Origin of the sequence: Micromonospora sp., assembly GCF_048594385.1 — a bacterium.
In the GTDB taxonomy this organism is placed as follows: domain Bacteria; phylum Actinomycetota; class Actinomycetes; order Mycobacteriales; family Micromonosporaceae; genus Micromonospora; species Micromonospora wenchangensis.
The window spans coordinates 1-11,307 of the sequence record NZ_JBMDWU010000343.1 but is presented as its reverse complement, the minus strand read 5'-3'; the positions used below and the strand labels follow the sequence as shown (position 1 = coordinate 11,307).

Annotated in this window: 14 protein-coding genes, 3 tRNA genes and 1 pseudogene; 16 read left to right on the top strand and 2 right to left on the bottom strand. The window is 71.1% G+C overall.

Annotated elements, in window-relative coordinates:
• Together ACOJTC_RS18530 and ACOJTC_RS18525 are read right to left on the bottom strand one after the other, a co-directional pair.
• Positions 1 to 373 (bottom strand): hypothetical protein (locus tag ACOJTC_RS18530; protein WP_420117823.1); only part of this gene is annotated, 373 nt, incomplete at its 3' end.
• A 45-nt stretch (positions 374 to 418) separates the two neighbouring features.
• Positions 419 to 931: a GyrI-like domain-containing protein gene (locus tag ACOJTC_RS18525; protein WP_420117822.1), complete on the bottom strand. Its 513-nt coding sequence runs from the start codon at positions 929 to 931 to the stop codon at positions 419 to 421.
• Between the two features lie 479 nt (positions 932 to 1,410).
• Here ACOJTC_RS18525 and ACOJTC_RS18520 point away from each other — a divergent pair, with 479 nt between their 5' ends.
• From ACOJTC_RS18520 to ACOJTC_RS18445, 16 genes and pseudogenes are all read left to right on the top strand, one after another.
• Positions 1,411 to 1,557, top strand: coding sequence for a hypothetical protein (locus tag ACOJTC_RS18520; protein ID WP_169733070.1), 147 nt, complete (start codon positions 1,411 to 1,413; stop codon positions 1,555 to 1,557).
• Positions 1,558 to 1,620: 63 nt separating this feature from the next.
• Positions 1,621 to 4,140, top strand: a complete 2,520-nt coding sequence (locus ACOJTC_RS18515; RefSeq protein ID WP_377684977.1) for a putative bifunctional diguanylate cyclase/phosphodiesterase — start codon at positions 1,621 to 1,623, stop codon at positions 4,138 to 4,140.
• 96 nt (positions 4,141 to 4,236) lie between these two features.
• Positions 4,237 to 4,309, top strand: a tRNA-Thr gene (locus ACOJTC_RS18510).
• Between the two features lie 26 nt (positions 4,310 to 4,335).
• Positions 4,336 to 4,408, top strand: a tRNA-Met gene (locus ACOJTC_RS18505).
• Positions 4,409 to 4,540: 132 nt separating this feature from the next.
• Positions 4,541 to 4,708 carry a 50S ribosomal protein L33 gene (gene rpmG, locus ACOJTC_RS18500; RefSeq protein WP_357926356.1) on the top strand — a complete coding sequence of 56 codons (168 nt, stop codon included), beginning with the start codon at positions 4,541 to 4,543 and terminating at the stop codon, positions 4,706 to 4,708.
• 132 nt (positions 4,709 to 4,840) lie between these two features.
• Complete coding sequence (locus ACOJTC_RS18495) at positions 4,841 to 5,287, top strand: FAS1-like dehydratase domain-containing protein (protein ID WP_420117821.1); 447 nt, start codon at positions 4,841 to 4,843, stop codon at positions 5,285 to 5,287.
• A 1-nt stretch (position 5,288) separates the two neighbouring features.
• Positions 5,289 to 5,681 carry a MaoC/PaaZ C-terminal domain-containing protein gene (locus tag ACOJTC_RS18490; protein ID WP_357926359.1) on the top strand — a complete coding sequence of 131 codons (393 nt, stop codon included), beginning with the start codon at positions 5,289 to 5,291 and terminating at the stop codon, positions 5,679 to 5,681.
• Between the two features lie 127 nt (positions 5,682 to 5,808).
• Positions 5,809 to 5,881 (top strand) — tRNA-Trp (locus ACOJTC_RS18485).
• Between the two features lie 213 nt (positions 5,882 to 6,094).
• Positions 6,095 to 6,514 (top strand): preprotein translocase subunit SecE, encoded by a 420-nt coding sequence (gene secE, locus ACOJTC_RS18480; RefSeq protein WP_420117820.1) that lies wholly within the window; start codon positions 6,095 to 6,097, stop codon positions 6,512 to 6,514.
• Positions 6,515 to 6,552: 38 nt separating this feature from the next.
• Positions 6,553 to 7,275, top strand: coding sequence for a transcription termination/antitermination protein NusG (gene nusG, locus ACOJTC_RS18475; RefSeq protein WP_420117819.1), 723 nt, complete (start codon positions 6,553 to 6,555; stop codon positions 7,273 to 7,275).
• A 186-nt stretch (positions 7,276 to 7,461) separates the two neighbouring features.
• On the top strand, positions 7,462 to 7,893 hold the full coding sequence (rplK, locus tag ACOJTC_RS18470; RefSeq protein WP_088644789.1) for a 50S ribosomal protein L11: 432 nt from the start codon (positions 7,462 to 7,464) through the stop codon (positions 7,891 to 7,893).
• 80 nt (positions 7,894 to 7,973) lie between these two features.
• Positions 7,974 to 8,690, top strand: a complete 717-nt coding sequence (gene rplA / locus ACOJTC_RS18465; protein WP_357926366.1) for a 50S ribosomal protein L1 — start codon at positions 7,974 to 7,976, stop codon at positions 8,688 to 8,690.
• Between the two features lie 82 nt (positions 8,691 to 8,772).
• Positions 8,773 to 9,612: an ABC transporter ATP-binding protein gene (locus tag ACOJTC_RS18460; RefSeq protein ID WP_420117818.1), complete on the top strand. Its 840-nt coding sequence runs from the start codon at positions 8,773 to 8,775 to the stop codon at positions 9,610 to 9,612.
• Positions 9,609 to 10,295 (top strand): hypothetical protein, encoded by a 687-nt coding sequence (locus ACOJTC_RS18455; RefSeq protein ID WP_420117817.1) that lies wholly within the window; start codon positions 9,609 to 9,611, stop codon positions 10,293 to 10,295. Before ACOJTC_RS18460 ends, ACOJTC_RS18455 begins: the two co-directional genes overlap by 4 nt.
• A gap of 302 nt (positions 10,296 to 10,597) precedes the next feature.
• Positions 10,598 to 11,146, top strand: a complete 549-nt coding sequence (rplJ, locus tag ACOJTC_RS18450; protein WP_088644793.1) for a 50S ribosomal protein L10 — start codon at positions 10,598 to 10,600, stop codon at positions 11,144 to 11,146.
• A gap of 54 nt (positions 11,147 to 11,200) precedes the next feature.
• Positions 11,201 to 11,307 (top strand): annotated as a pseudogene (locus ACOJTC_RS18445) (50S ribosomal protein L7/L12); the annotation flags it as partial.

Genomic DNA, 11,307 nt, shown 5'->3' with positions numbered 1-11,307 from the left:
AGAGGTGCCGCCGGCCGTCGGCCAACTTCTCCCGGGCGTACCGCTCGATCTCCTGGAACGTGGCGTAGTAGCCGTCGTCGAACTCCTCCACGATCTGGAACGTCCACCGGCCGGGCAGCAGGTTGCGCCCCAGCAGCTCGTGTTCGACCCGGTCGGCCACCTCGTCGTGCCCGGCCCCGCGCAGCAGCTCCACCACCCGGTCCAGGGTGAGGTCCGCGCCGCCGACGAGCTGGTGCGCGGAGTAGAGGTGACCGCGCACCCGGTGGATCGTCTCCAACGCCTCGCTCAGCTTGCCCAACGCCTCGACCGTTGCGTCGTCGACTCCCGTCGGCCGCGCGTGCTCCTCGTCCACCGCACCGTTCTGACCTGCCATAACCCCCGACATACCCCCAAACCGCCCCAGCTATCCCGCCCCTGCTCAATCCGCCAGGCGGAACGCCAACTGCGTCTTCCACGTGCTGCGGTCGGGGTCGTCGTCCGGGCCGAGGTGGTAGATCTCCAGTCGGCAGCCCCAGCGTTCACCCGCCCCGGTGTCGCCGGCGTCCCAGCGCAACCCGTGGCGCTGGGCCCACTCCAGGAACGCCCCGGTCACCGCCACCAGTTCGTCGGGGTCGCCGACATGGGTGGTGGTGAGGTAGCGGCCGGCCGGCAGCACGCCGGTGCCCAGGGGCGCCTCGACCGCGAGCTGCGCGTCGGCCGGCAGCGGCACGCCCGCCTCGACCTCCAGCTCCCGCGCCATGTCGATCACGTGGTAGCGCAGGAAGTCCGGGCCGGCCGGGGTGATCCCCCGCGCGGTCAGCCAGTCGGTCAGGTCGGACAGGGCGGCCGCGGCGTCGCCGATGGTCGCCATGGTCACCGTGCGTCTGATCCCCAGGTACGGCTGGGCCGCCCGTTCCTCGATCACCGGCGTCGCCGGTGTCTGCGATGTCATGGATTCACGACATCATCGGGGTACGACATCGCGGGGCCCGCCCGCCTCGGCGGGTGTTTCACCTGCTCGCGCCGGCTCGCCACCGTACGCGCGTTTTGTCGTTGATCTGGTGCGGAGTCCGTCGACTCCCGACAGGCCGCTTCCGTACCTGACGAAATGAGCTATGGTGATCGATGTGACGGTTCCGGGAGCAGTCGTCGCGGCCCTCGACTACGACGGCCGCACCGCTACCCGGAGAACGGCCCCGCGCCGTTAAGATCGGGTTTGCGTCGATAGTGACATTGGGCGATTCGTGGAGGCTGTTACCCGTCCTGGTGCCGCTGATCTGGCACGGGGAGGTGACGGTGGTGGGCCGAACGGCGGAACCTCTCCGCTGCTCGGACCAGCGCCGCTCTCCCCGCTTTTCTGGGTACCCGAGGTGTGGCACGATCGTGGAACCTCCACCATCCCCCGTGAACACTCTCTCGACAGGAGCAATCATGTCTGGTCGAAGGCTGGGCCGGCTGTTTGGCTCGCTCCTCGTGCTCGCCACCATCCTGGGTGGACTCGCCGTCGCCGGCGTCCAGTCCATCGACGGCAGCGCGCAAATGGCGGACGTCGTCTGGACGATGGGCGGCGCGCGCTAAGCCCCCGCGTCGTCCCCGCTCCCGGTGTCCTGGGGGTGACGTCTCTCAGGGAGAGGGTGGCGCATGGCCAGCCGAGATCAGCGGCGTAAGTCCACCGAACGCGCCTGGTTCATCACCGCCCCCCTGGCCCTGCTGGCCATCGTCTTCAGCACCGCGATCGGTGTCCTGCGGCCCGAGTTCGGGAAGTGGGGCCTGGCGTTCGTTCTCTTCGTGGCGATGACGGGGATCAGCATCCCGGTCCTCAACGTCATAGTCCGGCGGCAGTCCGTCGGGGTGACGTTGACCGAGGTGCCCCTCGTCGTCGCGCTCTTCTTCCTGCCACCGCTGATCGTGGTGCTCATATACACGCTCTCCGTGCTGATCTGGAGCGCGTCACACCGGTTCGCCCCGGCCAAGCTGTGGTTCAACGTCGCGAAGGCGGCGGCGGCCACCTCGTTGGCCGGGCTGCTCCTGCTGGCCCTGCCCCCGCTCAAGGGGGTGGGGCCGGGCACCTGGGGCATCCTGTTCCTGGCGGTCAACACCATCACCCTGGTCAGCCTGCTCTCGGTGGCCGGGGTGCACGTGCTGCTACAGGGCTGGCAGGCCGGCCGGGAGGCGCTGCGTACCGCGCCGTCGGTCTTCCTCACCACCTCGATCAACGCCTCGGTGGGCCTGCTCGTCCTGATCGCGTTGAAGACCACCTGGTGGTCGGTGCTGCTGCTGGCGGCGTTGTTCGCGGCGTTGTTCCAGGTCTACCGCTCCTACTCGCAGTTCTTCCGGCAGCACCGCACCCTGACCGGCATGTACGACCTGACCCGGTTGCTCACCAACAGCGCCGAGGGGGCGCTCGCCGACATCCTCCTCGACCGGGTGCGGGCCCTGATGCAGGCCGAGTACGCCACCCTGTGGCTGCCCGCCCAGCGTCGGCACCCCGAGGTGCTGCTGACCGCCCGGGTCGACACCCCGGGCCTGCTGGACTTCGCGCCCACCCCGACGGTCTTCCGGGAACAGGCCCGTGAGCTGGGCAAGACGCTGTCCATCGGGCGGCTGCTCGGCGACGACACGGCCCTGCGCCGGGAGGTCGGCGCGCAGCAGGTCAAGGACGCGATCGTGGTGCCGCTGCGGTCCGGCCAGGCGGTGATCGGCACCCTGGAGGTCACCAACCGGCTCAGCGACATCGGCCACTTCACCACGAGCGACATCCCCGTCTTCGAGACCGTGGCCGCGCACGCCGCCGTCGCCCTGGAGAACTCCCGACTGGTCGACCGGCTGCGCCACGACGCCTACCACGACGCGCTGACCACGCTGCCCAACCGGCGGCGGATCACCGCCGCGCTGGCCGAGGCGGTCAAGATCCGGGCACCCGGCGAGGTGGTCGCCGTCCTGCTCTTCGACGTCGACGGCCTGCGGCAGGTCAACGAGTCACTGGGCCACGCGGCGGGGGACAAGGTCCTCGTCGAGGTGGCCGAGCGGCTGCGCGCCTGCGCCCCCTCGTCGGCCCTGGTGGGTCGGGCCGGTGGGGACGAGTTCCTGGTGACGCTGCGGCTGGAGAACGCCGAGGCGGCTCTGGAACTGGCCGCCCAGCTCCGCGAGCAGATCCGCGACGAGATGGTCTTCGACGCGCTCACCCTCGACGTGGACACCGCGGTCGGGGTGGCGGTGCACCCGGATCACGGCAGTGACGCCGCCGTGCTCCTGCAACGGGTCGACCTGGCGGCCACCGCGGCCAAGGCGGTGCCGGGCAGCGTGCAGTTGTTCAACCCTGCGCTGGAGTCGCGGTCGCTGCGCCGGCTCGGGCTCGCCGGTGACCTGCGTCGCGCCCTCGACGAGGGGGAGTTGGAGGTCTACTTCCAGCCGAAGGTGACGCTGCGGGACCGCCGCCTGCTCGGGGTGGAGTGCCTGGCCCGCTGGGAGCACCCGGCGCACGGCACGGTCTCCCCGGAGGACTTCGTCGCGGTCGCCGAGCACACCGGGCAGCTGGGTCGGCTCACCGAGTTCGTCCTGCGGGAGGGGCTGCGCCGCAGCCGGGACTGGAGCCGCACCGGGCAGCCGTTGGCGGTGGCGGTCAACATCGCCGCCCGCTCGCTGACCGACAGGCACTTCCCGGACCGGGTCGGTGAGCTGCTGACCGAGTACGGTGTCCCGCCGCAGCTGCTGACCGTGGAGATCCCGGAGGCGGCGGTCCTCGACGGCACCGAGCGGCCCATCCCCACCCTGCGCCGGCTGCGGGACCTCGGCGTCCGGCTGGCGGTGGACGATTTCGGCACGGGCAACTCGTCGCTGGCCCAGCTGCGTCGGCTGCCGGTGCACGAGGTGAAGGTGGACCGGTCGTTCGTGCAGGGGATGGCGACCGACCCGGGGGACCTGGCGATCGTGAACGCGGTGGTGTCGCTGTCCCAGCAGTTCGGCCTGTCGGTGGTGGCCGAGGGGGTGGAGAGCGAGCTGACCCTCGAACTGCTCCAGGACATCGGCTGCGAGATCGGGCAGGGCTTCCTGTTCAGCCGGCCGCTGCCGTACGAGCGGCTGGAGGCCTGGTTCGGTGCCCAGACCGACCAGGAGGCGATCGACCCGGACGCGTTGCCGAGGCTCCGCGTCGTACCCTGAGCTGCGGCGATGCGGGACAGGGGGATCCCATTTCACCCCCGGCGCGGTGCCGTGTAATGTATCCCCTGCGCGACGCCCTCCGGGGTGATCGGGTAGGCCCCCTTAGCTCAGTCGGCAGAGCGTCTCCATGGTAAGGAGAAGGTCTACGGTTCGATTCCGTAAGGGGGCTCAGAGGGTCCGGCTGGACCCGCCTGCGGCGGTGTAGCTCAGATGGCAGAGCAAGCGGCTCATAATCGCTGTGTCGCCGGTTCAAGTCCGGCCACCGCTACTCTCGTCCTTCGGGCTCATCCCCGGTGGTCGGTGGGACGGGCGCCACTGGCGCCCGCTTTGCATGTCCAGGCGTTGTCCGCGTAGGCTGATGCGCTGTAGTTGATATCCGTAGCGAGGAAGGCACTCCGCCGTGGCGAAGGCGACCGATGTCCGGCCGAAGATCACTTTGGCGTGTGTGGAGTGCAAGGAGCGCAACTACATCACGCGCAAGAACCGCCGCAACGACCCGGACCGCATCGAGATGAAGAAGTTCTGCCCCCGGGACGGCAAGCACACGATCCACCGCGAGACCCGCTGACCTGCGGCCGGCAGTAGCCGGCCCGGTCCGCAGCGCTTCCCCGGACGCCGATCCGCACGGTTGGTGCGACCCCTTTCAGGGGCGCCCGCCCGTACGGGTCGGCGTTCGTGCGTCCCGTGTAGGTTCGGCGGCATGTCCCTGGACCCGTCCTTCGTCGGCCGGACGTACCCGCCGACCGCCCCCTCCCAGGTGGGCCGAGAAAAGATCCGCGAGTTCGCCACCGCCATCGGCGCGACCGACCCGGCCCACCACGACCCGGCGGCGGCCCGTGCGCTCGGCCACCCGGACGTGGTCGCCCCGCCCACCTTCCCGGTCCTGATCACCATGGCCGCCAGCCAGCAGATCGTCGACGATCCGGCGCTCGGGGTCGACTACAGCCGGGTGGTGCACGGCGACCAGCGGTTCGCCTACACCCGGCCGGTGGTCGCCGGGGACGAGCTGGTCTGTGTGAACACCATCGAGGAGATCAGCTCCCGCAGCGGGCACGGCTTCCTCACCACCCGCACCGACGTGACCACCGTGGCCGGTGAGCCGGTGGTCGCCGTCTGGTCCAAGCTCGTCGTCCGTGGGGAGTCCTGACGTGGACCTGTCGACCCGTACGTTCCGGGTGACCCGGGCGGACCTGGTCCGCTACGCGGGCGCCTCGGGGGACTTCAACCCGATCCACTGGAGCGACCGGACCGCCACGAAGGTGGGGCTGCCCGGGGTGATCGCCCACGGCATGTTCACCATGGCGCTTGTCGGTCGGGCGGTCACCGAGTGGGCCGGCGCGCCCGACGCGGTGGTCGAGTTCGGGGTGCGGTTCACCCGGCCGGTGGTCGTCCCCGACGACGATGAGGGCACCGAGATCACTGTCGACGCGGTGGTCAAGGAGGTCACCGAAGCCGGCCTGACCAGGCTCGATGTGACCGCCCGGTGTGGTGGCGAGAAGGTCCTGTCGCAGGCGCGGGCGACCGTGCGGACGGCCGACTGAGGGTTCGTCGGCACGGACCGGGCGGGACCGGTTGGGAAAGTCGGGGTGCTACCCGTACACTGGTCCGCCGTGGGGCAAGTGACCCCTGCTCGGCCGCGTAGGTCGGGTGGGGCGAGCGTTGCCGCACAGGGGTGTAGCTCAATTGGCAGAGCAGCGGTCTCCAAAACCGCAGGCTGCAGGTTCAAGTCCTGTCACCCCTGCGCCTCAGGCCTGACCGTTCCCGTGGGTCGCGCCGCCGCAAGGCGGCGTCCGGCCCGTGGTGGTGGCATCGGCGGGGTGGCTTCGAGGCGACTCGGAGCCCTTCGTCCGGTCCGCCGGCCGCGGCCCGTCGCGGGACGGTTGGTCCGGCCGGCGTGACCAGCGCCGCGTACGCCTCCCGGCGTACGACCCGACATCCCGCGACGGAGGGCGAAGTGGCCGAGAGCAAGCGGCGCGGCGAGGACGCCGGCGACGACGGTCTGCGCGACGAGCGTGACGAGGTCGTCGACGAGGTGACCGACGACAGCGACGCCACCGACGACGACGCCACCGACGCGGACGAGCCGGTATCCCGGGGTGGCACCGCGACCCGGTCGCGGACCCGTGCGGGTGCCGCCGACAGCAAGTCGAAGACCCGCTCCGAGACCGACCGGGTGGGGCCGTTCGGCCGCATCGCGCGTTTCTTCCGCGAGGTCGTCGCCGAACTGCGTAAGGTCATCTGGCCGACCCGCAAGGAGCTGCTGACCTACACCGCCGTGGTGGTCACCTTCGTCGCGGTGATGCTGACCATCGTGGGCCTGCTCGACTTCGCCTTCGCGAAGGGCGTGCTGTGGGTCTTCGGCAGCCCCAGCTGACCGGCCGACTGAGCCGATAGTGACGGAAGTGAGCAAGCGTGCCTGAGTACGACGAGACCGCCGGGACCACGGACGACCAGTCCACGGTCGCGACGGCGGCGAGTGACGAGTCGGTCGAGGCCGCCAGCGAGCCGGAATTCCCGACCACGGAGCCGGAGCCGGACGAGGACTACGACCCGGTCGCCGAGCTGCGCCAGAAGCTGCGCTACGCGCCCGGCGACTGGTACGTGGTGCACTCGTACGCCGGTTACGAGAACAAGGTCAAGACCAACCTCGAGACCCGGATCACCTCCCTCGACATGGAGGACTACATCTACCAGGTCGAGGTGCCGACCCGGGAAGAGGTCGAGGTCAAGAACGGCAAGCGTTCCCAGATCCAGGCCAAGGTCTTCCCCGGCTACATCCTGGTCCGGATGGAGCTGACCGCCGAGTCCTACTCCTGCGTGCGCAACACGCCGGGGGTCACCGGGTTCGTGGGGGCCACCGACCGGGCCGACCGGCCGGCGCCGCTGAGCCTCGACGAGGTGCTCAAGTGGCTGGCACCGGCGGTGGAGACCGAGCAGAAGAAGGCCAAGCCCGAGATCAAGGTCCTCGACTTCGAGGTGGGCGACTCGGTCACCGTCACCGACGGGGCGTTCGCCTCGCTGCCGGCGACGATCAGCGAGATCAACGCCGACCAGCAGAAGCTCAAGGTGCTGGTGTCGATCTTCGGCCGGGAGACCCCGGTCGAGCTGAACTTCAACCAGGTCGCCAAGATCTGACGTCGTTTTCGTCGCCGGCGGTGGGCCACGGCCCGCCGCCGGCGACGTCGTTACGCCCCGGCATGGACCTCGGCGCAGAGGGTCGCCGGGCGCTGCGCTACCCTTGAATGTCGTCGCTGTGGCACCGCGCTGACCGTGCGCGCCCGTGGCCGGCACCTTTCCCAGTTCCAAGCCCCAGGAAGTGACATGCCTCCGAAGAAGAAGCTCGTCAAGACGTTCACGCTTCAGCTGAAGGCGGGCCAGGCGACCCCGGCGCCGCCGGTGGGCCCCGCGCTCGGTCAGCACGGCGTGAACATCATGGAGTTCTGCAAGTCCTACAACGCGCAGACCGAGTCCCAGCGGGGCGACATCGTCCCCGCCGAGATCAGCGTCTACGAGGACCGCTCCTTCACCTTCGTCCTGAAGACCCCGCCCGCCGCCCGGCTGCTGCTCAAGGCCGCCGGCGTGGACAAGGGCTCCGGCGTGCCGCAGAGCCAGAAGGTCGGCTCGGTGAGCCAGGCCCAGGTGCGCGAGATCGCCGAGAAGAAGATGGTCGACCTCAACGCCAACGACATCGACCAGGCTGCGAAGATCATCGCCGGTACCGCCCGGTCGATGGGCATCGTCGTCAACGACTGACGCCCGTCAGTCCCCCAGACCAGTTCGTGGGAGGGCGCGCGTCGACCGCGGCCCGCCAGAGACCACAGGAGTAACCCGAGATGCAGCGCAGCAAGACGTACCGCAAGGCCGCCGAGGCGATCGACAAGTCGAAGCTCTACACCCCGGCCGAGGCGGTCAAGCTCGCCAAGGACACCACCAGCGCCAAGTTCGACGCCACGGTCGAGGTCGCCATGCGCCTCGGCGTCGACCCCCGCAAGGCGGACCAGATGGTCCGCGGCGTGGTCAACCTGCCGCACGGCACCGGTAAGACCGCCCGCGTGATCGTCTTCGCCGCCGGCGCGAAGGCCGAGGAGGCCGCCGCTGCCGGTGCCGACGAGGTGGGCACGGACGAGCTGGTCGCCCGGATCCAGGGCGGCTGGCTGGACTTCGACGCGGCGATCGCCACGCCGGACCAGATGGCCAAGATCGGCCGGATCGCGCGGATCCTGGGCCCGCGCGGCCTGATGCCGAACCCGAAGACGGGCACGGTGACCATGGACGTCACCAAGGCCGTCTCGGACATCAAGGGCGGCAAGATCACCTTCCGGGTGGACAAGCACTCCAACCTCCACCTGATCATCGGCAAGGCCTCGTTCTCCGAGACCCAGCTGATCGACAACTACGCCGCGGTGCTGGACGAGGTGCTCCGCGCCAAGCCGTCCGCGGCCAAGGGCAAGTACCTCAAGAAGGTCACCCTGGCCACCACGATGGGTCCGGGCGTCCCGATCGACCCGAACGTGGTGAAGAACCTCCAGGAGAACGCCGTCGAGGGCTGATCCCGACCGCTCCCGCGCAGGGGCCCCGCCACGCACCGTGGCGGGGCCCCTGCCGTGTGTCGGGCTGTGGCAGGCTCACCCCATGCGACTGGAGGACGTCCGGCTCCGGTACCGCCGGGGTGGCCCCTGGGTGCTGCGCGGCGTCACGGCCCGCCTCGACCCGGGCGAGGTGGCGGTGGTGCTCGGCCGCAACGGGGCCGGCAAGTCGACCCTGCTGCAACTCTGCGCGGGGGTGCTGCGTCCGGTCCGGGGCCGGGTGGTCGACCGCCCGCACCGGGTCGGCTGGGTGCCCGAGCGGTTCCCCGCCGACCAGCCGTTCACCGTGACCCGCTACCTCACCGCGATGGGCCGGGCCGCCGGCCTGGGCCGGGCCGACGCCGACCGGGCCGTCGACAGGTGGATCGACCGGCTGGGCCTGACCCCGTTCCGCGCGGTCCGCCTGCCCGACCTGTCCAAGGGCACGGCGCAGAAGGTCGGCCTGGCCCAGGCGATGCTGCGGACCCCCGGTCTGCTGGTCCTCGACGAGCCATGGGAGGGGCTGGACGCCGCCGCCCGGGGCCTGGTCCCGGAACTGGTCGACGAGGTGCTGGCGGCCGGGGGAGCGGTCCTGGTCAGTGACCACCGGGGCGAGACGGTCCGGCTCCCCGGGGCCCGGCACTGGACGGTCGCCGACGGCCTGGTCACCGACGAGCCGGCCGCCGGTGACGCCGCCGTCGCCGTGGTCGTGGTCGCGGTGCCGGCCGCGCGGGTGGCCGGCACCGTCGCCCGGTTACGCGCCGACGGCCACCAGATCCTGCGGGTACGCGAACCCGCCGGCACGCCCTCAGGGGCGGATGCGCCGCCGGCACCCGTCCCGCCCGCCGGGGCCGGGTCGGCGGGTGAGCCGGCGCGGGACGGCCGGGCGGGGGAGGTGGCCCGGTGACCGCCCTGGTTCGGATGCGGCTGGCCGGCTTCCTGCGTACCGGACGGGCGCTGGCGCCGCTGCTGGCCGGCCTGCTGGCCCTGGGCATCCTGTACGGCGGCGGCCGGGCCCGCCCGGCGGAGGCGTACGGCGTCAGTGCGGTGGTGCTCTTCCCGGTGCTGGCCTGGCAGACCAAGATCCTGCTGGACGTCGAGCCGGACGTGCAGCGCCGGCTGGCGCAGGTGCTTGTCGGTCCGGTCCGGGAGCGGCTCGCCGGGCTGCTCGCGGCCGTGCTCGCCGGGGTGGGCACGGTGCTGGTCGCGCTGCTCTTCCCGTGGCTGGTCGGCGGGGTGGCCGCGCCCGGTCCGGGTGATCTGCCGGTGGTGGCGGCGTTGGCCCTCGGCCTGTGGGCGCACCTGCTCGCCCTGCTGCCCGCGGTGGCCCTGGGTGCCCTGGCCAGCCGGGCGCTCACCCGCAGCGCCGGGTACGGCGTCGCCGTGCTCGCCCTGGGCGCGGTCGGCACCCTCGCGCTGGGCCTGCGCGGCTCGGTGGCGCCCTGGCTGGTGCCGCCGGTGCTGGCCACCGCGCGGGCGCTCGCCGGTTCCCTGCCCACCGGCACCGCGCTGCTCCTGTCGGCCTGGGCGCTGGCCTGGGCGGGGGCGGCACTGGCCGGCTACGTGCGGTGGCGGCGGGTCCGCCCGTGACCGGCGGAGGGCGATTTGGTGATGGCCGGGCCGTCGCGTAACCTGGTGCGGTAGTTCCACCCAGAGACCGCTGGTCACCGTGCCCCGGCACGGTCGAAGGCTCCGCGATGACGGGCGACCCGCGCAGGGCGGTAAGCGTAGTTCGGTTCCTCCCCGTGGTCCGCCGACCATGGTGATCGGCCCCGCCCTCGCCCCGCGCGCCCTGCGCCGGGGCTTTTTCGTTGTCGTGACGCCTCCGGCGCCGTCACCGAGCCCTGTGCTCCCCGACGGCGACCAGCTCCGAGTAACGAGAGAGGAGGGACATGGCGGACAAGCCGATCCGGGCCGACAAGGCCACGGCCGTCGCTGAGCTGACCGAGAGCTTCCGTACCTCGGGCGCTGCGGTGCTCACCGAGTACCGTGGTCTGACGGTTTCCCAGCTCACCCAGCTGCGGCGCTCGCTCGGCAAGGAGACCACCTACACGGTCGCGAAGAACACGCTGGCCAAGCGTGCCGCGACCGAGGCGGGCATCTCCGGCCTCGACGAGCTGTTCACCGGTCCTACCGCGCTGACTTTCGTTTCGGGCGACGTCGTCGAGGCGGCGAAGGGTCTTCGCGACTTCGCGAAGGCCAACCCGAAGCTCGTCATCAAGGGCGGTGTGTTCGAGGGCAAGGCCATTTCCGCGGCCGAGGTCACGAAGCTCGCCGACCTGGAGTCCCGTGAGGTGCTGCTGGCCAAGCTGGCCGGCGCGATGAAGGGCAACCTGAGCAAGGCCGCGGCCCTGTTCCAGGCGCCGCTCTCCAAGGCCGCCCGCGCGGCGGCCGCCCTGGCGGACAAGAAGCGCGAGCAGGAGGGCGCCGAGGCGGCCTGAGGCCTCCCGGCGCACCACGTTCTTTAATTTTCATTGCGAGAAAGGACGCCAGACATGGCGAAGCTCAGCACCGACGAGCTGCTCGACGCGTTCAAGGAGATGACGCTGATCGAGCTCTCCGAGTTCGTGAAGCAGTTCGAGGAGACCTTCGAGGTCACCGC